The sequence below is a fragment of the Paraburkholderia bonniea genome (genome assembly GCF_009455625.1).
Lineage (GTDB): Bacteria > Pseudomonadota > Gammaproteobacteria > Burkholderiales > Burkholderiaceae > Paraburkholderia > Paraburkholderia bonniea.
Genome location: NZ_QPEQ01000002.1, coordinates 67,672 through 89,453, shown reverse-complemented (window position 1 = coordinate 89,453; position 21,782 = coordinate 67,672). Strand labels below are relative to the sequence as shown.

Below are 21,782 nucleotides of genomic sequence, written 5' to 3'. Positions count from 1 at the left end.
ATACCAGGTCCAGAAATTGATTACCCGCTACTCCTCTCGCGCTATTTACGCTGTTATCTGCTCCGCTCTTCACTCGCCAAGCAAGGCTGAAATAACACTGTCAGCACTGTTATGACGAAGATTTTCCGGTAGCGCACAAGCCGCTATTTGACCGCTTCGTAAAAAGACACTGCCCTCTCTGCGACAGAACACGCGCCAAGGCTTTCCGCTCAGCACGCGTGACCTGGGGCGGCTCACGCACGCCTGCTTGTGGCGAACACGTCTTGCATTGCCCTAACGCTTCTCCGGCAAACCGGAGTTGAGCGGGCCACTGTTCGCCCATTTTTTATTTGATTTATCGCGCCGACTTGCGCATTTATTTCAGGAGTTTTGAAGTTGTTCTCCGGCTCATTGCGTCAAAGTTTTTCCCTCCGTCCCAATCCATCGGCTAATTCACAGGACGATTCACTATTAGATAGCGTCCCCAAACTGGCCAAAGTGGACGCGAAGAAAAAACGGGGCGATCAACTTGTGCCTCAATTTCTGCCAAAAACTATTAATGCCCAGATTGAGCTATCTCGCGGCGAGCCACGATCAACGCAATCAACGCCACTCAACAACGAATCATCGCCCCAGAGAGCAAACCCGCCGAGCAACACCTCTGCATTACCGATGACGGCGTATCCATCTGTCCGCCACTCGCAAGGGAACCAATATTGGCTAGCGCTCCAGTTGCAGTGCGCGATTCTTGGCCGTGATGCGATGCGAGTCGGGCCGTTACTCAGACAAGGTGCGGACCCCAGCCTCTGCGTCAAGGAAATTACTACAGCGCTGCATACTCGCAGCAACAGCAAAGCGCCAGAAGTGGATTTCGATGTGCTGCTTGATATGCCTGACCCTATGGACGAGAGGCACCCGGCGCAACGCACGATTCATGGGCATGGTGACGCACCGAGCGACCTGTTAAACGGAACAGAGACCGCGCTGTACGTTGCGATCAGCAACGGCGCGTCAGAAGCAATTCTCGACCTGCTGTTTAACGCGCCAACCATGACGCTCAGCGCAGCGGGACCGAACGGCTTCGCGCCGATCCATGCAGCAGTAGTACACAACAACCTTAACGTCCTCAACCGGATAGCGGTCGCGCACAAAATTCACATCAACTTGCCCGACTGCAGGGGCAACACGCCGCTGCACTATTCAGCTGTTACCGGCAACTTTGCGGCAGCCGCCAGATTGCTGGCGCTGGGTGCCAATCCATGGCCGCTGAACCACAAAGGCTCGACGCCGCTGGATATCGCCCAACGGCGCAAGCCCGCAAGCGGAGCCACGCGCTTGTTTGAGGTTATCGATAAATATCAGCAATGCGCATCGCGCGGCATGAGCTTGATCTCGAACGCGGCGTATTACGGCGACGGTAATCTTGTGGAATTGCTGCGTAGCCAGATTATTTTTCCGCATGAATTCCTCCACATCCACCATCTGGATGTGTCGATAACGTGCGAAATCCTGCTCAAATACGACGATCCAGAGCCGCTACAAACAGTCTTACGCTTGCATTCAGCATCAGCATTAATCACCTACCTTGACGCAATACTCCGCAATCTGCCGGGCTCAACGAGCACTGCGCAGTTACACAGGCTTTACACCGAATTAATGTCTCATGCGACTACCACCATGCCAGATCAAGAAGACCGCATCCGCTTTCAAACATGGCTCGAAACATGCATGCCGCAGCCGTTTTTATCCAAGGTGTAATGCCACGCTTTACCTGGAAGCGCCGATGCCGTTAGACAGTATTCAGCTGTGATATCTGGCAGCGGCTGAATCAAGATCTGTCCATCAAGCTCAAGCACCCGGAGAATCGCAAAACGTTTGACGACTACCAGGCAGTTAATCGGCTTAACTCCGTGCCTCGCGGCAGGTAATGCCGCTGCATCGGGTCAACGCAGCGGGCCCACTTCATTCAAACAATGCTAGCGGCCGTTTAGCTTGTGCATTGCTCTGGCAGCACTTATCTCTACTCCATGCAAAAAATTTTGTGGCATGGAACTGGGCATGCACTACCCGTTACTTAGGCTATTCATAAGGCATAGCATGTGCTCGCCAAGTCAGGAATTTCACTTTCAATGCGATATCTCGTTTCTGAATCAATCCAGCCACCTTCTGCAACACCAAGTCAAGCAACACATTCGCAGCCTCCTCTACGCGTCACCATAGATTCACCACCACTACTCGTGCGAACCACTGGCGATCTTCATCGCCCCTCTCCGTTGTCAATGTTGAATCTCTCGACCGAAACCACAGGGGATCATCCAAGCCCACCACTCCTGCAACGGACTGGAAACCTGCTAACGACCACTAGCGTCAGGGCGAACACGTGGCTGTATCAAGGGATTCAAAGCAATCGTATTGAATGGGTGCGCGCTGCACTTGAAGACCCCACGCTAGACCCAAACACGTTCTTCAAAGAAAACCCGCCATTGCACCTCTCCATCTTCCTGGGACGGGACGAAATTTTTGAGCTTCTGCTCAATGACCTGCGTATCGGAGGCAAGATCAACCTCCGCGACAGAAACGGCAACACTGCGCTTATCAGCGCATTCAAATTCGAACGACATGAATACGCCGGCCCGCTGCTAGACGCTGGTGCCGATGTAAATCTGCTCAACGGGCAGGGAGAAGCAGCGCTGCTGCTTGCACGCGAACTGGCAGAGAAAAATGTTAAAGGAAGCACTGAAGCACTTCAGCTATTGCTCAATGCAGGTGCCGACCTGAAGTTCGCATGGCGCACAACCGATGAGCACGAACCCGTTGCGCACCACATTAATTCTCTGCTTCTGTCTTATGCGATTGTGCGCGGAGACGTTACAGCACAAGAGAAAATTGAGACTCGCACGTCTCATCAATTTTTCCCGGAATGCTATTTACGCAATTATTTTGAAGTCGACGCATTAGGTCAGGAACGACTTAGAAATGATCTTTTTAAAAAGCTTTCCACACCAGAAAGATGGCGATCCCTAGTGCTGATCCTGTTCCCTCCTTTCATGAATTTCTATTCATTCAGCCAGTTTGAGCGCGTAATCAAACACCATCAGACAGATTTAAGCGCGTTTGCCACGATCCTTGAGCAGTTGCAACTCCGTGTGCCTGACACGTTAGACAGCGACTTCCTCAGCAACAGCCTGATCAACCTGCATGCAGCATGGCGGCTATCTGATCTGTATCAGAATCATTCTTCGCATTATGTAAAAGACTTCCCTTATCCATACGACCTGAATCGTCAGCACCTGAACGAGCAGTACTTGCAGAAGCACTTTGAAACGATGGTGCATCTGATTGGACCGGACTCACCCGACGAAACATATGAAACGCTCGATCGGCTGCTCACCATGGTGGTCGAACTGGAGCAGATCCATGCCGATGCGCTCGACGGTCAGCGCGCCGACATCACGATGAGAATGGTTTTTCTGGCGAGATCCATCGCAGCACTGATTGAACAATCCAGTTATCTGGAAGCCGAAGGCTATTACTACGATCCGCTGGCTATCACGGCACGGCTGGCAGGTTTATCCGGCCAGCCAGGCCCGGTCAATCCTAAACGCTGGTTCGACGACCCCTTCTGGCTGACGAGAAAAGATCTGGCATTGTCGACGTTACCGAAATCAGGCGAAAACGTCAGAACATTTATCGAGTCGCAGCGCAAGAAGTTCAGCGAGCAGATGCGGGCTGCGTCAGTCTCTTCACAAGACAAAGCCTGGTTTCCCTATATCCCTGAGCAAGCGCAGATCATGATTGAGGACGAGCCAAAACTTGACCCAATGGAATAATCCGCAGCAATGCTGCGGCACAAAGCCAGGCCGCTTAAGGCTGCTTGCCGCAGCAGTTTACAAATCCCAGCTTTAAACTGGAATTGCTGCATCAAGCTATGCACTATCCAATCAGATCAAGCTCTTCATGGTGGTCCATGCCCGCCAGGTTGCGCGTGACCTTGCTGGCGCTCTCCAGCCGCCGCGAAATTTAGAAAGTGTTGCGAAATAAAATTTTGGACCTAAGCAGGATCCGACAAACCGAACCATTACGGCAGAGTCTGCAGCCCGCACTTCCAGATTCACATCCCAAAGAAATTCGGATCACGTGTTTCCAGATAGCCGATCCGAGCCTGCGCAGGCGAGCATCGTGAGAATTTCTTGTGCGCTTCCCGGTAAGCGGGATGAACAGGATCCAACCGGATTGGCTCGTTCCGGAAACGTGATTCGCCCGTGGATTACGTTAAAAATGGAACGAATTTCAACATCAAGTTACTTATCGTTTTTAATTTTCGACAAAACCATCATGCCGGATAATTTTTCAATCAAAAATAAAACTTATAAAACCGAAACGAAAACCATTGAATCCGGCAAAAGTATTTCAAAATTTTCCACCCAGCCGGCTGCTGCCCCGCGAAGCAAAGAGCAATCGGTGTTTAATTTTTTTGAAAAATTTATCTCATCAATATCTCTGAAAAAGAAAGAAAAAATCACACCTGCAGCACTCGAAATTTCAAATCTGGATGGCATTTTCAATATTAACGATGAAAATTTTGAAACCAAAAAAACACTAACCAGAATATCAGACAATAAAGAAACGTCATTTATAATAACCAATGAACACATCATGCAAAAAATAATTGGGGATGGCGACGCTCAATCCGTCATCAATTATTCCCTGGTTTCAAAACAGTTTGAGCGGCTGGCAGCAAAAAAGATAAACAAAAAGAAGGAAAATTCAGGCTGGAAAATTAGCGAAGAAATTGTTCACAACGCAAGAAAAGTGACTCAGAAACATACCATAACCGGGCTTAATTACTGGACAAGTTTTTCCACAGAAAAAGAAATTTGTGAAGTTATCGCCAAGACTATAAAAAATCGCAAGCTACCTCATGTTGAATTGACCATTCAACCGAATTTATTCAAAGATGATTCCCAGGATGAATTTTCTGGCGATGACTTTGAACACCAGTTCAAAACTGGCTTGGCAAGTTCCGTATTCAATCGCGAAATATCAGGCAATCAGGAAATTACGCTCAACCAACCGGGCAATTCGTTTTATCAAACGAATAGTTTACTCAAAATAATGGAAGAAAATCAGAGCAACCCGTCGAATCTTGTTGCACTTAATCTTGAAAATTCCAGATTCCACCCGGATACATTTATTTCAATCTTAAATCTCCTTACCCAATACACGTCACTTAAATCATTAAATATAAACAAATTAAAGTTTCAATCCGGCCCATTAGATCTCCCCGTAAGGGCCTCCAAGATGCGCCAGGTCTTTACAGAATTGCTCAAGGCCCTGGCAAACTTGACCATTATTCACACTCAGTTCCCCCGCCTCCACCAGGCTCATGTTGTTCACCCTAAGACTGTTTAGCCGACCTGAATCTCCTGCATGCAGTCGCCCAGTGTTTAGCCAACGGCCAGCGAATAGCCGCGTGCAACATCCATTTGCGTTACTCAGGTGCGGTGTGGCGTATTGTGCGCCGCTACCACCATCGTGATTCCACAGGTTTAAATCACCCGTTTTAGCCCAATCCTGGGTTCGGAAGCCAACCCGAAAAGCTCAAGCAAGATATGGCTAGCGTTGTATTCAAACGCCAGCCATATCTTGCAGACGCACTCCTTGTACAGGTTTTCATTCTGGCTATCCGAGCTTGAGATTTTTCTACAAGGATTGTTATGGAATCAGCCCAGTTTCACAGGCAAAACCCTTCTGGTTTTCAAGCGTCAACGTTTCAAGCACCCGAGCACAACAACGCAGTCTCTCCGCATGTCCAGGTGAACGGCCTCAACGGAAACCCCCACTCCACTGGATCAGCGCGATACGTGCAGTTAATTCAGCCACGCATGCTCGACCAGACTGTTTCTGTAAGTCTGCCGGACATGATCCGTCATGCAGGTAATCAGCAAACCGAATATCGCGTGCCCGAATTAAACGGCGATGAAGTGCCATGGGGCGATCTCTGTCAAGTCGGCGATGCCGGGCAAACGCCTGACTGGACGAACCGGACGAACGTGATTGAAGTGCCGCAGTCGTTCAACACACCGCAGCAATGCCCCAATCTCCCCCCTCAACTTGGGACCGGACAGCTAAAGCAGTTGGCGCAGGCCATCGTCGAGAGGCGTCCCGATGTCGTCGCCGGGATACTGAAACAAGGCACCCCACCGATCCAGAACATCAGCCCGCAAGACTCACTGCTTCATCTCGCGCTTCAATATGGCTGCAACAGCACCTTCGAGCTGCTGCTCGACGTCCCTGGCATGGATCTCGAACAAACCGATACCAAGGGCAGGACGCTCATGCAGCATTCGCTTCAGTTGGGCACACTGCGCCGGACGAAAATCCTGATTCAACGAAATGCTTCCTTGTCGCAACTGGAAGCCATGCACGTGATCTCGCAGCGCATCGACCTATGCCATGAAACAGCCCAGTTGCACGCATTGTGCGATAGCGCCATCCACGACGAAAACACGCTGCCATTGCGCGAATTTTTGCGTACGTCGCAATCTTTAATCCTGGCGGAAAGTCTGAACTTCTACCTGCGCAACTCTATCGAGCCGCTCAATTACGCGATCGCGCAAGAGTTCATGTTCCATGCCATCGTCCATGGCCTGAAAGAATTACACGACCAGATTGAAACGCGCGCGCATTGTTCCTTTTTCCCCGAGGTGTACAAAAGGCCCGGCTACACCATCAACCTGATAAATGAAATCGTCACACCTGAGATACGGAGCTTGCGCTCCCATTGGCTAATGAAAATGGACCCCGAAAAAAACGGTCAGACTCAAACGCCGAAAAGCATCCCCATGTCACATCCGGACAACTTCGTTCCGTCCGTCCATCACTACCTGCCCTGGTCAGAACCAGAGCTGGGGCAACGCCACGAGGGCACAACACCGGGCAGCGCTTAATGCTGTGGCGGTACAACCGGTGGTGGCAACGCCAGTAGCGCATCAGTCATGGCATTCGCCAGCCGCTGTGCCGACATCGGTCCGCCAAAACCCCAAATGTTGCGCTCCAGCAGCGCCACGCGTCCCGCACGCCGCGCCGGGACAAAGCGCCAAACCGGCGCATCCAGCTTCGCCGCCAACGTCATGTCCGGGCCGGTAGCGCTCACCATCAACACCGTCGCGCGCGGCTGGTGCAGCAAATCTTCGGTGCTCACCAGGCGAGTGCCTTCACGGCTCGGCTGGCCAGGCCATAAATTCAACCCCAGCTTGCGGGCGATGCCGCCAGCCATGCTGTTTCCGGTATAGGCCCAGTAACGCCCTGGCAAGCCCAATTCCTGCAGCAGCACTAACGTTTCGCCACGACGTCCTGCGGCAGCGAGCCGTTGCGCATCACGGGCGAGCGCGGCATCCAGTTGCTGCTCCACTGTCTGCGCCTCTGCCTGACGGCCTGTCAGGCAACTGATGGTGCGAAAAATCTGCCGAGTCCATTCGAGCTGGGTGGTGCTTGCAGCGGCGGCGGTATGCACGTTTTGCACGGGTAAATCAGGACTGAACTGAAACAACACCGTAGGCGCAAGCGCATCCAGCGCGGCAAAAACAGGCGTGTGACGAAAACCCATCCCCAGCACCAGATCAGGCTTGAGCGCGGCAATCGCTTCGAGGCTGGGCTCCTGGCGTGTGCCCACATCTGGCACGGTGCGCAGCCGTGCGTTGTCATAGTCGATCCAGCCGGGGTAGAACGCGACATCAACCATGCCGGCTGGGGTGAGATCAAGCGCCGCCAGCGCTTCAGCAAACATGAACTCCAGCACCACGACCCGCTTGGGCCGCAGTGGCAACCTTGCGCTGGCTTGCGTGACGGTGAGATTGCGCGTCAACGGCTCGCAGGTGAATGGGGTGAGGTGGTTTGGGGCAGTGGGTGATGTTGTCGCTGTTGTCGCTGTTGTCGCTGTTGTCGCTGTTGTCGCTGTAGCTGATGTAGTCGCTACAGCCGAGACCAAAGCAAGCGATGCCGCAACCGGTGGTGCCGCGGCCACGGCATTAAACGGCAACACCCCACCCAGCGCCAAACCACACACAAGCGCCAGCGGCACCCCTCTTAAAGCAGTTGCCCCCCAGCCCCATCCCCGGCCACGCGCCGCCACCATCGCGCCATTCATGACATCGCTCATTTCACCGCCTCCTGGCGCGCGAGTTCGTCCTCGCTCAACGTAAGCAGCAGTGGGCAACTTGAACACAGTTGTTCTTCTCCAGGGATTTCATAACGCACACAGCACACCCGGCGAACCCGGAACGGTGTGGGCAGACATGCCGAACGTGGCGTCACCCAGCGCACCGGGCAACGCAAAGGATTGCGCTCGGTGTCACCAGCGAGCAGGCGCGCGCCAAAAAGCCAGGCGGCATCACGCCCGGCCTGCGGCAGCGTCGCGGCTTGTTCAAAGAACCAGTCCAGCAAATTGCCCGCGTTGCTCCAGAACACACGCGGCGCAATCTGCGTGAAGCTGGCCAAAGTCTCAATGACCCAGGGCAGATGTTCATCGCACAACGAGGCATAACGTTGCGCTGGGTCGTCGGTGCATGGGCCGAGCGCATCGGCGCTGAGATACAACGCCTCGGGCATGCCAGCGCGCAACACCAGGGTGCATTGCGATGGCGCCATGGCGAGTGGCCGTTGCAGCTCCAGTGCCGTCACCAGCGGGGCCAGCGCCACGAGGCGAAAGTAGTATTTGCTCCATTGCGATAACAGCGCGCGAGCGTGTTGTTCCTGTTCGCCGCCGTAATGCCGCACCATCGCGTCAAGCAACGCTGCGCGTTGCTGCGGTAGTTGCGTCAGCGCAATGCCGCAGCAATCGGGCTCATCGCGCCAGCGCTCAGGCACCGGACCTAGCCACACACCGTCGACAGACGTTACCCACGGCGAAACATCAGTTAGCCATGCAGACAATGGCAAAGCAGGGGCTAACACAGATGCACCGGGCATCTCAGCACACAGCGGCCGCACTGCTGCCACGGCGGAACCCGCAGAACCAGTGGAACCCGCAGCAGAACCAGCAGCAAGCCCAGCGTTAGACCCAACCACGGGTCCCGCCACCATCGCAACCGCACCACTCCGCCCTGGCAACCCGGCCGTCATCGGCTACGACCACGTTCGCGGCGCGTCTGCAGCACTAGCAGCGCGAGCAGATAAGGTGCGCCAATCAACGCAGTCAAAATCCCTGCCGGAATTTCACGAGGTGCCAGCAAGGTCCGCGCGCCAATATCAGCGGCGGCCAGCAGCAGCGCACCACATGCCGCCGCCAGCCAGAGCCGCACGCGATGCGTTCGCGCCCCCAGCAGCGTCGCCAGATGCGGTGCCATCAAGCCGACAAAACCAATCGGCCCGACTGCGGCCACAGCGGCACATGCCGCCACCGTCGCCACGCTCAGCGCCAGCGGGCGTAACGCGGCCACTGGCAAACCCAGTGCGGCGGCCTGATCGTCGCCCAGTGCCAGCAAATCCAGTGGCCGGGCCAACAACGCGAACACCGGCAACGCCAGCACGCACCACGGCAACAAACCGCGCACATCAGCCCAGCTTCGGCCATACGTGCCGCCCACCAGCCACACCACGAAGCGCGCGGGTTGCACGCTTTCCTGCACGATCAGCCATTGCGCCAAGGTGGTGCACAGCGTGCCGATGACAATCCCGCTCAGCGCGACCGCGAGCGGTGCATAGCGCGTGCGGCGATTCAGCATGAGCGTGAGCAGCAAGGTCGCCCCGCCCCCAATCAATGCCGCAGCCGCCAGCGTGCTGTGTGCTGCCAGTGGCCACAGCACCAGCGCAACCAACGTCGCCAGCGCTGCGCCTTGCGTCACGCCGAGCACTTCCGGGCCCGCCAGCGGATTGCGCACCACGCTTTGCATCAGCACCCCGCTGCCAGCAAGCAGTGCACCCGCCAACAGCGCGCAGAGCAACCGGGGCAAACGCAAATCCAGCACATTCCGCGCGACCTGATCGAAGCCATGGTGGCCCCAACCCCAACCGTCTATTCCGAACGCTGCGAGCCAGCGTGCCGGGCCAATCAGCGTCGGCCCTAGCGAGCCGCCAAGCAGCAGCACCAGTGCCGCGCCAACGCTCAAAACGGCAATCACCGCCACTGGCGGCAACGCCGTCAGCCACGCGGCGAAACCACCACGCACGGGCGGCACCACGGGCGCTTCGACGGCACCCGGCGCGCGCAGCCACACGCCGCCATGACGAATCATCGCCAGCATCAACGGCGTCCCCACCACGGCAATGGCGACCCCAGTCGACAACGTGCCATCCAGATCCAGCGCCAGCACCACGCTATCGGTGGCTAGCACCAGCACCGCGCCCACCAGCGCCGACAACGGCACCAGCGTGGCCAGCCGAGCCGCACGCACACCGCGCCAATGCCGCAGCAGGTTTGGCGCAATCAGCCCGACATACGAGAGCGCCCCCGCCAGGCTCACTGCAATGCTGGCAAACGCCACGGCCACCATCAGCCCGGATAAACGCGTCGCCGGAATCTGCACGCCAATCGCCTGCGCCGCGTCATCGCCCAGCGCCAGTGGGTCCAGTGGACGCACAAGCAGCGGTAGCGCGAGCAACGGCAGCACCAGCCACGCAGCAGCGCTCAGCCAGCCCGCTGCACCCGCTTGATACAGGCTGCCGCTAGCCCACAGCGCGACACCTGCGATGCTTTGCTCGAAGAACGCAAGAATCAGCGTGGTCACCGCCGAAAACAGCAACATGCAAATGCTACCCGCGAGTACCAGCCGCAACGGGCTCGCACGCCAGCCCCCCGCCGCCGCGCCAACGCATAGCGCCGCCAGCAAACCGCAGCCAAACAGCAGCGGCACCGATGCCGCCCCGGCGAGGGCAGGCACCAGCATCGTCGCTAGCAAACCCAGCTGCGCTCCACCAGTAATCCCAAGCAAATCGGGCGATGCCAGCGGATTACGGGTCAGCGCCTGAAACAACGCCCCTGCGACACCGAGGCAGCCACCCGCCAGCACGGCCGCGAGCACGCGCGGCAAATGCTGCTCAAACAACAGCACTTGCGCCAGCGCGCGGGTCGCGGCGGTGTCGAGTCCAGTGAGTGACATGGCGGATGCGGCGGATGCGGGACGGAGCAGCAAACGCAGATCAGGGCCTAAACGCCAGGCAGCGAGCGCCACCAGCGCCAGCAGCAGCGCCAACCCAAGCGTGCCCGCGTAGCCAGGCGGTGCGGCACGCCAGCGCGGCGGCGTAATAGCAGTGGCAGCGGCATCAGGAGAGGAAGTCGTTGTGATCGTCATAGTGGCAACGGCCTGGCGTGAACGACGGTGCGGCGGCACGGCGCACAAACCGTCATGCGCTGCGCTTCATCGCGGGGGGTACGACGGGCGCTACCGTATCGGCCGCAACAAACAAGCCCGCGTGATTCGTATGGCTAACTTCTTGCCCCCCCGCAGCTGCATCGTCCCCGGACGGATGCGCAGGCACGCACATCGGCGTGCCCGTCTGGGGATGCGCCATACGCAGCATCGGCACGCCAAACGTCGCCTCCAGCGGCTCGGGGTTGATGATCGCGTCAGGACTGCCCTGGGCGATGATCTTGCCCGCGCGCATCAACACGATCTCGTCGCTAAACGCCGCCGCCTGATTCAGGTCATGCAGCACCCAGACCAGCGTCAGCCCACGCTCACGATTCAAGCGCCGTAGCTCAGACAAAATCTCCAGTTGATGATGCACATCGAGGTAAGTGGTGGGCTCGTCGAGCAACACGATCGGCGCTTGTTGCGCCAGTGCCATCGCAATCCATGCGCGCTGCCGCTCGCCCCCTGAGAGTGCTGTGATCTCGCGCTCAGCGTCATCGCTCAGCCCGCTCGCGGCCAGCGCCTCATCGACAGCCAGGCGGTCTGCCGCCGACATCCCACGCAACCAGCCGCCATGCGCATAACGGCCATACGCAACCAGCTCGCGCACACTCAGCCCGGCTGGAATCTGGTTGAACTGCGACAGCAGCGTCAAAGTGCGCGCCAAATCGCGCCGCCGGTAAGCGCTCAACGGCACGCCCGCTATCGTGACCGAGCCAGCCTGCAGCGGCTGCAAACCCGCCAGGCTGCGCAACAAGGTGCTTTTGCCGCAGCCATTTGGCCCGCACAACGCGGTCACGCAGCCCGCGCGCAGCGCAATCTCCAGCCCGTCCAGCACTACGTAATCGCGGTAGCCCACCGTCAAGCCGCGCGCCGCCAGCGCGATCGAAGCTGCATTGCCGTCCAGTGGCCTCATCGCGCCATGACCGCGCGTTGCGGCGCACGTGCTGGGGTATAGCTTTGCGCCATCGCCACCACCACTTTGCGCGGGCCTTCGAACGGATCACGAGCATGCGCGCTCAACATGTTGTCGAGCATCAGCACATCACCATCGAGCCATGGAAACACCACTCGCTGCTGCTCTAGCACCGCGCGGATCTGCGCCAGCGCCTCGGCTTCAAGCGGCGCGCCGTCGCCGTAATACACATTACGCGGCACGTTTTCCAGGCCCACCGCATCCACCAGCGCGTCTTGCATATCGTCATCGAGTGCCGACAGATGGAACAGATGCGCCTGGTTAAACCACACATCGTCACCCGTGCGTGGATGGCGTGCCACAGCCTGGCAGCGCTCGCGCGTGCGCAGCAATTGCTCACCATCGTCACCGGTACGCCATTCGCACTCAATGCCGCGCGCGGCGCAATAGCCCTCCACCTTGGCCCGGTCCGCAGAACCAAAAACCTGCTGCCACGGCAAATCGAGCCCCTGGCCGAAGTTGCGCACATACAGCAACTCGCGCTCAGCAAAGCGGCGCACCAGCGCCGGATCGAGCGCGCGATAAATCGCCCGGCTGTCCGCAATCGGCGTCGCGCCACCCGCACGCGCCGCCAGCGCGCAATGGAACCAGATGCGCATCGGCCATTCGCGCGTGTACGCCTGCTCGTTGTGCAAGGGGATCGAACGGTGCGGCGGGTATTCGGTGGAGGTGTACACCGCGCCTTCCACCTGGCTGCGCGGTGTTGAAGCAAACTCATAGCCAATCAGCGGCTCGCCAAATGAAGCAGCAAAGCGCTGAAACGCGTCAATGGAAGGCACGGCAAAACCGGTGAAACGCACGCCACCGGCGCGCTCAAGACAGTCGTCAACCACCGGGCGCAGCGCAGGAGTGGCTTCTTCAAGCGTCAGCGTCACACCCGCGCGCGGCGAGATCACGACGGGAAAACCCGGCTCGATACGCAGATCGTCGCGGGCCGGTGAAAGCGATGACATAAGGGTTCCTTACGACGTGAACAAACGGAGAGTCTTGAGCAGCCAGAAAGCAGCAATGATGCGGCGGCCAGCACGAAGCGAAATGACTGGGGCTAGCTGGCGTAGCGGGAAGACCCGAGGCGCGGCAAGGCTGCCGGTGCGGCGAAACCTGACGGCAAACCTGGTGCAACCCTGGCTGCGCCCTCAACGGGCCACGGGCCACACGCGCTTCAAGCCGCGTCGCCTAGCCCAGCCAGATAACGGCGCAAGCTGGCCGGGCGCATATCAGTCCAGACTGCTTCGATATGCTCAAGACACATGGCTTTCGCGCCACGGACCCCCACCTCGCGCCAGCCCGCGGGCACTTCGCGGAACGTCGGCCAGATTGAGTACTGCTCCTCGTGATTAAGCACCACGGTGTACTCAAGCTCGGGCTCACCGGCAACGGCTGAGGCTGAGCTAACGGTGGAAGAAGAAACGGGAGGAGTAGAAGAAGGCTGGTTCATCGTCTCTCGGGCGCGGCCAGGCGCGCGCAATGAATGAATAGAAAAATCGGCAGCACCTTGAGCCAGTGCGGCCTCACACCCCGGCTTCAGCCTTCACCCATGCGATCCATGTGGTGTGGTGTGTCGCCGGTTAATCAATTGACGTTTGACGCCTGGGTTTTTTTACCCCGCGAGCGTGGCCGCGACGCACATGCGTTGTGCGAAAAGCTGCCCGCCGCGCAATTGGCGCAATGCTGGGCCGCGTCACGCACCATGAAATGCACCAGCGTTTGCGACACCTTGAGCTGGCGTGCGGTTTCCTGCAGCGTCTCCTCGCTCAGGCGCACCAGCTCGAAAGCCGTGCGGGTGCGCTCAGGCAATTGCGCGAGCGCATCAAACGCCTGGCGCAGCGCGTCGCGCGTGACGAGGGCAGTTTCAGGGGTGGGTTCGGGCGAAGGGACTTCAAAGCCATCCTCTTCGCAGGCATGCCAGGTGTTTTCCAGCGCCTGGCGGCGGCAAGCGTCGATGGCAGCATTGCGCACCATCCGCGTGACATAAGCCTGAGGCTGGCGAATCGCATCCTGGTTCGGAAATCCGCTCAGTTTGATGAAGACATCGTGAACCACGTCCTCGGCACGGCTGCCACAACCGACAAATGAACGGGCCAGATTCACCAGCATGTGCCGCTGGGCAATCAGGACCTCAGCCAGCAAACCGTACTGCGCACCACAACGCACAGAAGCCTTGCCAGAAGCGGGTGAGGGAAGACACGGGCGAGGTTGCCGGGTAAGACTGGGGGCCGCTTGCGCGAATACTTCAGCCATCGGTGCAACTCCGTCATCAGGTCAGAGGAGCGCAATCTAACACAAATGCGAATCATTCTCACTTAGAGAAAAATTACAGTTTTGCTACGTTTTTTGCGTCGCTGTCTGACCTCGAACGCCGGCTCATGTTGGGACTTCACTCGGAGGCAATGCATCGCTTTTGCCCAGCATCGGAAATTCTGCAGATTCCGCGGTTAAGGCCGCCCCTGCTCCTAAAAACGATCGCGCTGCGGCAAAACATCCAGGGACATTTGCAATACCAGTTTCTGTTTTCAGATTGATCCAATACCGAAGAGTTGTGAAATGCACACATGTACTCGCCTTCGGTGTGTGCGCTTCGAAGAGACACGGTACCGGTTTGCACTCGTCCATTTAAAACTGGGAGACTTCAGGATGTCAGATCAGCAGAACCATGAAACGGCGTACTTTTTGTAGCCAATGGTTTGCGCATTCGGCGCGAAGGGCGCATCACCCATGACAGGCCACCGCTTCTGGCCACGGCCACGAACGGAGAGCGCCATCATGCGTAAAGCGGCAGTCCGGCACGGCGACCCGGCCACAACGGGCGGTTTTGTTATGTTTTCTGGATTCCTGGCTGGAATTATTGCTGCCAGTTTTATTTGCTGTGGATCACTGATTTTTTATGGAACAGTTGTATTGCAAGGAAAAGGAAAGCAGAGTCTTTTCTACGCTTCCAGGTAGGAATCCCGCAAATAGTGAATCCTCTGTCATGCTTAAGAGGCCGGCGCGACAACCTGTACTCAGACTTGAGTCAAGCAAAAACAATTTTATTTTTTGAGTTTGGATGAAATGAACAGAAGTGTTATCGCCGCTCCTGGTTTTATATGGGGACTATTTATAGTCTGGCTCTTGCTTTATGTGCTAAGCCACATCCCCTTGGCACCAACAGCTAATCTGCCATTTTCAAGCTGTTCTGATATGGAGTATTGCAACTCAAAATGGCTAACCACCTTGACGTTGAGCGTTATATTTTTATTTCCAGCATGATTATTTTTAATGCTAAATGCAATGGCATGGGCGCATTGGACAATGAAGAAATGGATAACTACATTTATCCTTCTTAACGCACTCATCACACTCTTTTTCTTATCCGGCTATATCGCACCTTTTATCAATCACAGGTGATAAAGCCCTTCTGCAGCCATCCAGATTTGAGGCCCGCAAACCCTCACCTCACAATCTTTCCGACCATGCCACACAGGCCGCGTATCCGTCAGGCATCGCCACCCAGGCGGCAGCAAACTCAGGCCAGCGGGCTCGCGCCGCGGCGCACCACGCGACTTGCTCGCTGGTGCGCGGTGTCAGCGGTGCGATATGCAAGCCTTCCACCACGCCGACGCCAGCGGCTTTCAGCAACGCTTCCTTCGCCACCCAGCTGTCATAAAACGCATGATTCTGTGCCGCAGGCGTGGCGCAAGCGGCCAACGCGACCTGCTCCGCGTGGTCTAGCGTCAGCGCGGCCACCGCGCGCCAGTCAAAATCCGCACGGCGCTGCTCGATATCAACCCCAACCCGTCCCACCGTAGAAAGCGCAATCAGCCCGTAGCCACCTGAATGCGACACATTGAAATCCAGTGCCGCAGCACCAGAGGCTAGCTGCGGCCGGCCATGCGCATCACGCGTCAACACCAGCTCATGCGGCGTGCAGCCCAGCAAGCGGGCCAGCAAAACACGTAACGCAGCGCGCACCGCCGCAAAGCGCGCCGCATCCTCATGCCGCAAAAAACGCTCTGCATGCTGCCGCTCATCCGCCGTTAGCATGGCAAAACATCGGGAATCAAGCGCAGCGTCCAGCGCGATGGCAACGCGCCATAGCGCCACGCCCGATGGCCCTGCATGCGCCACACGCACTGGCTCGCCTGGTAGCGAGTCGAGAAGCAGGTCGAGACTCATCCGCGGTCACTCATTGCTGGCCACCGCCCAGCGCCTGATACAGCTTCATCTGGTTATTGAGCCGGTTCAACTGGTTCGATAACTGCGCGCTCTGCGCATTGCGCACGCTTTGCTGCATGTCGATCCATGGCTGCACACCGGTTGCGCCAGCGCGAAAACGCACCAGCGCCAATGCTTGTGCGCGGCTCGCCTGGGCCAGCGTCAGCGTGCGCTGCTGTGCTTCGGCCTGCAATTGCGCGCGCGCCGAGAGCGTATCTTCCACTTCAGCCAGTGCACCGTACAAACGCTGACGGAAATTCACTAATGCTTCGTCATACTGGCTTTGCGACACCTTCAGATTGAGCTGCGCCGTGTTCCATTGAATAAACGGCAGCGCCAGGCCCAGCCCAACCGCCGCCACCGGGTTTTGCAGCACGCGCACGAGGGTGTCGCTGGCCGTGCCCAGACTGCCTGTCAACGTAAAGCTCGGATACAGACTACGGCGCGTCACCGCGACATTCGCCAGCGTCGCGCGCAAACGTGATTCGGCTGCCTGCAAATCAGGGCGGCGGCTCAAAAGATCAGCGGGCAAACCAGGCTGCACGGGCGGCAACGCGGTAACCGCAAGCGTGCTGGGTTCAGCCGCGCGAGCTTGCGGCGGCTGGTTAAACAGCAGCGCCAGCGCGTTACGGTTTTGCTCGCGTTGCTGCAGCCACTGGGTTTGCGCGGCGCGCTGGCTCGAAACGTTCTGTTCGGCTTGCGCCAGATCCAGACCCGACACCGCGCCTGCCGCATAACGTGCCTGCACCAGCTCAAGCGTGCGCTGGGCATCAGCGATATTGGCCTCGCCCAGCGCGATTTGCTGGTTCAGATAGCCCAGTTGCCAGTACACCCCAGCGGTGGTGCCGATCAGCGTGAGCCGGGTCGCTTCGCGGTCTTCGGCGCTGGCGTGGGCTTCCCAGGCAGCGGCGTCACGCTGGGCCGCGAGCTTGCCCCACAGGTCTAATTCGTAGCTCAGCGAAGCATTCAGGTTGCTGCTGCGGCTTGTTTGATGCTGCTCTAGCGAGCGTGACATCTGGCCGCTCGCACCCACCGTCACCGTTGGCGTCAAGTTGGTATCGACCAGCCCAGCCTGCAAACGGGCGCGATACGCGCGGATGCCTGCCGCAGCCAGATCGTTATTAACCTCCAGCATGCGGCTGATGAGCTGATCCAGCACCGGATCATTGAAGCTGCGCCACCATTCGGCTTGTAGCGTGGCCGTGGCCATAGCCCGTGCCGTGCCCGGATCGGGCTGGCTGACAGACGAAGATAGCTGCGGCGTTAGCGTGGCTAACGCGGTGGCCTCAGGCTGCGGCGTGGACCACTGCGGCGGCAGCTCCACCGTGGGCAGCGCCGCGCCACCTGGATGCGCGCAGCCCGCCAGGCCTGCCAGCGCACAGGCGATGAAGCAGCCGGTGAACGTCATAGTTTTTGTTGAAATCATCAGCTTTCCTGATCTAATCACGCGACAGCGCATCGACCGGATCGAGCCGCGACGCGTTGCGCGCCGGGACGAAGCCAAACACGATGCCAATCAGCGTCGAGCAGAAAAACGCCATAGCAATCGAATACCCCGAAAACACCATTTTCCATTCGTCCACCAGCAGAGAAAACAACACACCAAAGCCAAACGACAACGTAATCCCCAGCGCGCCACCGATCAGGCACACCAGCACCGCTTCCACCAGAAACTGCTGCATCACGTCACTCTGCCGCGCTCCCACCGCCATGCGGATACCAATCTCGCGGGTCCGCTCGGTAACCGACACCAGCATGATGTTCATCACACCAATGCCGCCCACCACCAGCGAGATCACAGCGATCAGCGCCAGCAGCAAAGTAATCGACTGACTGGTGCGCTGCATCGTTTTGGCAATGGTGTCCATGTTGTAAGTGAAAAAATCCTTGCGCCCGTGGCGCTGCTCCATCAGCTTCACGATGCCCGCTTCGGCGGCGGCCGTTGGCTGGCCGTCACGCACGCGCACGGTAATGCTGTCGAGCGACGTCTGACCAAACAAGCGGCTGCTCGCAGTGGTGTAGGGCAGCCAGATGTTGAGATTTTTATCGCTGCCAAACATGCTTTTCTTTTCGCTCGTCACGCCGATCACGGTGCATGGCAGGTTATCTACGAGGATCACCTCACCGAGCGGATCTTCGCCATGGGGAAACAGCTTGCGCTGGGTATTGGCGTCGATCACGGCCACCTGGGTCTGGCGGCGCAGCGCCTCTTCACCAAACGCGATGCCCTGCGCGAGCTTCACCCCGCGCACCTGGAAGAAGCTCTCGCCCACGCCGCTCACCTGAGCACTGACATCGACATTGCCCCGGCGCAGCAGCAGTGAACGGCCCACACCCGGCGTCACGCTGTCGACGTAATACAGGTCGCGCAACGCCTGCGCATCAGCGGGAACCAGTGTCTGGATCGAAGCGGCGCTGGTGTCGCCCCAGTCTTTGCCCGGATAAATATCAATCGTGGTGGTGCCAATGCTGCCGATTTCGTTGAGCATGTACGCCTTCGCTCCCGCGCCAATCGCCACAATCGACACCACCGAGGTAATGCCAATGATGATGCCCAGCATCGTCAGCAAGGTACGCAAGCGATGCGAGAGCAGTGCCATCCACGCCATGCGAAATGCTTCGGCAAAGCGCCCAAGGCTCGCGGTCAAGCGTCGTTCGTGCGGTGGAATATCCACTTCAGGTGTGCTCACGGGCACGTCTTCAGTTGGTGTATTGGCGCGGTCGCTAACGATTTCGCCGTCGCTGATTTCGATGATGCGCCGGGCGTTAGCCGCGACCTTTTCATCGTGCGTGACGATGATGACGGTGTGCCCTTGTGCGTTCAATTCGCGCAGGATGCGGATCACGTCCTGGCCGCTTTTGCTGTCGAGTGCGCCGGTGGGCTCGTCGGCCAGAATCACTTCGCCGCCGTTCATCAGCGCGCGGGCAATGCTCACGCGTTGCTGCTGGCCACCCGAAAGCTGGCCGGGGCGATGGGCTTCGCGGCCACTCAGGCCAAGGCGCGTGAGCAGCGCTTGGGCGCGCGCATGGCGTGCACCAGGTGGCACACCGGCATAGATCGCGGGCATTTCGACATTGCCCGCCGCGCTCAGATTAGGCAGCAAGTGATAGCGCTGAAAAATGAAACCAAAATGCTCGCGGCGCAAACGCGCCAGCTCGTCGCCGTCCAGCGTGCCGGTTTCGCGCCCACGCACGCGATAGCTGCCCGCGCTAGCGTGGTCGAGGCAACCCAGCAGGTTCATCAGCGTCGATTTTCCGGAACCCGATGCGCCCATGATGGCCACGATCTCGCCCGCATGAATCGTCAGATTGATCTCGCGCAGCACGGTGACTTCGCGTTCGCCCGAGAGAAAACTGCGGCTCACGCCGCGTAGCTCTAGCAGCGGCTCAGCAACAATCGCACTGGCAGGCACGGCCGCTGGGGCCGGGGAAATCTCAGTAGCAGCCCGATGCATCAGGAGCCCCCTGCCCCAGCGTCACCGATCACCACTTGCTCGCCTTCGCTGAGTCCTGCCAGCACTTGCACCCGGACGTTGTTATTGATGCCGGTGCGCACCGTGCGAGGTTGCGCCAGACCATCCTTGCCAATCACGCGCACCGTATAAGCGCCGTTTTTATCTTTGATTCCCAGCGCAGCCACCGGGATCGTCAGTGTCTTTTGCGCCGTGGCCTGAACGATGCCCACCTGAGCCGTCATGGCAATCCGTAGCCGATGGCCAGGATTCGGCACGTCGAACAACGCGTTGTAAAACACCGCCGTATTGCTGCGGGACGAGCCGCCCACGCTACTGCCTTGCGTCTCAAGAAAATTCTGCGGCGCGGGTTCGACCGCACGCAATTTGGCGTAGTAGCGCTTGTCGGCTTCGCCAAGGATCGTGAAATACACCGGCTGCCCCGGCTTGATCTGGATCACGTCGGCTTCCGACACCTGGGCCTTGACCGTCATCGTGTCGAGATCAGCCAGTTTGAGAATCACCGGTGCTTGCTGCTGCGCGATCACGGTCTGGCCTTCCTGGGTGACGATGGCGACGACTTCGCCGTTCATCGGCGCAACGATCCGGGTGTAGCCCAGATTGGCCTGAGCCGATTCGACCTGGATCCGCGCCTGTTTGACCTGGGCATCGAGCGATGCCAGATTGGCGCGCTGCACGTTGAACTGGGCTGCGGCGTTTTCGAAGTCAGCACGTGAAGTCGCGTCGGTGGGCAACATCTGCTGCTGGCGGCGGTAGGCCAGCTCGGCCTGCTGCAATTGCGCGGCAGTGGCGCGACGCTGGGCGATCAGGCTATCGGCGCTGACCTGCGCCTGGCGCAGGCTGTTCTGCGACAACACGGGGTCAATCTCCGCCAGCCACTGGCCCTGGCGCACGGTGTCACCCAGTTGCACCTTGAGAGACTTCAACTGGCCGGATACCTGCGCACCAACATCGACTTGCTTATAGGCCTGCAATACGCCAGTGGCGAGCACCGCGCTTTCGAGATTGCCGCGCGTCACCTTGGCGCTCAGATACTGCGGCGCGGATTTTTTGCCGAAAAAATGAAAGGACAGCCCAACGAGTAACAGCAGCACAATGCCGCCGAAAACATAACGGCGCCAACGGCGCGGATTTTTTTTCATAACCCAGCCACACACAAAAAGAATCAGAAAACCTCAAAAGACGGCCAAACCACGCCGCCCAGCAGCATAAAGCTGGTTTGAGAATCTCGCTACTTTCGGTACAACGTTGCCCGCAGCGCGCGGCCAGACCGGTCTGGCCCTGGGGTTTGTGGGTTGCTTTTGAATGTTAACTGGCAATTAACTTGCAGTTGGCAAGAAATTAATGACGTTCCGGCGGACGCTGCATTTGAATGATTTTTTATGCCAGAGCGGCATTTGGACGTGATGCTTTTCTACGGAAGGGGTAATGCGAGGGGGCGGGAATAATCCGCACGCCAGTCAATCTCAGGCGCAACGGCAATCGCCGGTTAGCCCAGAAATGGCAAACCGGCTTTAAATACCGCCAATACGCATCTGGTATTAACGGGTAATGACAAAAGCCCCAATCACTTCGGCTTGGAATCCTGATTCGCACGCGGATTACCTGGAACCTGCTCCTTAAATTTGCCTTCTAGCAAACACCGCGCGAAATTGACACCTTCAAGCATCGCCCCTACATGCGCGAGCGCAGTGTTTGCAATCTGCTCCGCCAGTTTGTCTCGCGCCGTAGCAGGCTGCGTCATCGAAGTACGGCTACTCATATTTTCAGCGTTTGTAACTTTGTTCATTCCACGAATATTGCTCATGT

General features: G+C 58.0%; 17 protein-coding genes. 4 read left to right on the top strand and 13 right to left on the bottom strand.

The window, feature by feature from the left end; translation table 11 throughout:
- The first annotated feature begins 369 nt into the window (after positions 1–369).
- From GH656_RS14360 to GH656_RS14345, 4 genes are all read left to right on the top strand, one after another.
- Positions 370–1,737 (top strand): ankyrin repeat domain-containing protein, encoded by a 1,368-nt coding sequence (locus GH656_RS14360; protein WP_217352295.1) that lies wholly within the window; start codon positions 370–372, stop codon positions 1,735–1,737.
- A gap of 371 nt (positions 1,738–2,108) precedes the next feature.
- Complete coding sequence (locus GH656_RS14355) at positions 2,109–3,809, top strand: ankyrin repeat domain-containing protein (protein ID WP_153076759.1); 1,701 nt, start codon at positions 2,109–2,111, stop codon at positions 3,807–3,809.
- Positions 3,810–4,158: 349 nt separating this feature from the next.
- The gene (locus GH656_RS14350) at positions 4,159–5,391 is read left to right on the top strand and encodes a hypothetical protein (RefSeq protein ID WP_153076758.1); all 1,233 of its coding nucleotides are present in this window, start codon (positions 4,159–4,161) and stop codon (positions 5,389–5,391) included.
- 305 nt (positions 5,392–5,696) lie between these two features.
- Positions 5,697–6,929, top strand: coding sequence for an ankyrin repeat domain-containing protein (locus GH656_RS14345; RefSeq protein ID WP_153076757.1), 1,233 nt, complete (start codon positions 5,697–5,699; stop codon positions 6,927–6,929).
- Here GH656_RS14345 and GH656_RS14340 read toward each other — a convergent pair.
- The 13 genes from GH656_RS14340 to GH656_RS14280 form a co-directional block, all read right to left on the bottom strand.
- Positions 6,926–8,140, bottom strand: a complete 1,215-nt coding sequence (locus GH656_RS14340; protein ID WP_246184317.1) for an ABC transporter substrate-binding protein — start codon at positions 8,138–8,140, stop codon at positions 6,926–6,928. The two genes, GH656_RS14345 and GH656_RS14340, sit on opposite strands and share 4 nt — an antisense overlap.
- Positions 8,137–8,934 carry a siderophore-iron reductase FhuF gene (fhuF, locus tag GH656_RS14335; protein ID WP_246184316.1) on the bottom strand — a complete coding sequence of 266 codons (798 nt, stop codon included), beginning with the start codon at positions 8,932–8,934 and terminating at the stop codon, positions 8,137–8,139. The genes GH656_RS14340 and fhuF overlap by 4 nt, the downstream gene beginning before the upstream one ends.
- Positions 8,935–9,098: 164 nt before the next feature.
- Positions 9,099–11,270, bottom strand: coding sequence for a Fe(3+)-hydroxamate ABC transporter permease FhuB (gene fhuB / locus GH656_RS14330; RefSeq protein WP_153076755.1), 2,172 nt, complete (start codon positions 11,268–11,270; stop codon positions 9,099–9,101).
- Between the two features lie 52 nt (positions 11,271–11,322).
- Complete coding sequence (locus GH656_RS14325) at positions 11,323–12,246, bottom strand: ABC transporter ATP-binding protein (RefSeq protein ID WP_153076754.1); 924 nt, start codon at positions 12,244–12,246, stop codon at positions 11,323–11,325.
- Entirely contained in the window at positions 12,243–13,259 is a 1,017-nt protein-coding gene (locus GH656_RS14320; protein WP_153076753.1) for a TauD/TfdA family dioxygenase, read from the bottom strand. The genes GH656_RS14325 and GH656_RS14320 overlap by 4 nt, the downstream gene beginning before the upstream one ends.
- A 209-nt stretch (positions 13,260–13,468) precedes the next feature.
- Positions 13,469–13,744 carry an MbtH family protein gene (locus tag GH656_RS14315; RefSeq protein WP_153076752.1) on the bottom strand — a complete coding sequence of 92 codons (276 nt, stop codon included), beginning with the start codon at positions 13,742–13,744 and terminating at the stop codon, positions 13,469–13,471.
- 134 nt (positions 13,745–13,878) lie between these two features.
- A complete protein-coding gene (locus GH656_RS14310) occupies positions 13,879–14,547 on the bottom strand; it encodes an RNA polymerase factor sigma-70 (RefSeq protein WP_153076751.1) in 669 nt (222 codons plus the stop codon).
- Positions 14,548–15,422: 875 nt separating this feature from the next.
- The gene (locus GH656_RS14305) at positions 15,423–15,641 is read right to left on the bottom strand and encodes a hypothetical protein (RefSeq protein ID WP_153076750.1); all 219 of its coding nucleotides are present in this window, start codon (positions 15,639–15,641) and stop codon (positions 15,423–15,425) included.
- A 100-nt stretch (positions 15,642–15,741) separates the two neighbouring features.
- Positions 15,742–16,461, bottom strand: coding sequence for a 4'-phosphopantetheinyl transferase family protein (locus GH656_RS14300; RefSeq protein WP_153076749.1), 720 nt, complete (start codon positions 16,459–16,461; stop codon positions 15,742–15,744).
- 10 nt (positions 16,462–16,471) lie between these two features.
- Positions 16,472–17,926: an efflux transporter outer membrane subunit gene (locus GH656_RS14295; protein ID WP_153076748.1), complete on the bottom strand. Its 1,455-nt coding sequence runs from the start codon at positions 17,924–17,926 to the stop codon at positions 16,472–16,474.
- 13 nt (positions 17,927–17,939) lie between these two features.
- Complete coding sequence (gene macB / locus GH656_RS14290; RefSeq protein ID WP_153076747.1) at positions 17,940–19,955, bottom strand: macrolide ABC transporter ATP-binding protein/permease MacB; 2,016 nt, start codon at positions 19,953–19,955, stop codon at positions 17,940–17,942.
- Positions 19,955–21,115, bottom strand: coding sequence for a macrolide transporter subunit MacA (gene macA, locus GH656_RS14285; protein WP_153076746.1), 1,161 nt, complete (start codon positions 21,113–21,115; stop codon positions 19,955–19,957). The genes macB and macA overlap by 1 nt, the downstream gene beginning before the upstream one ends.
- 425 nt (positions 21,116–21,540) lie before the next feature.
- Positions 21,541–21,780 carry a hypothetical protein gene (locus tag GH656_RS14280; RefSeq protein WP_153076745.1) on the bottom strand — a complete coding sequence of 80 codons (240 nt, stop codon included), beginning with the start codon at positions 21,778–21,780 and terminating at the stop codon, positions 21,541–21,543.
- Positions 21,781–21,782 lie beyond the last annotated feature (2 nt).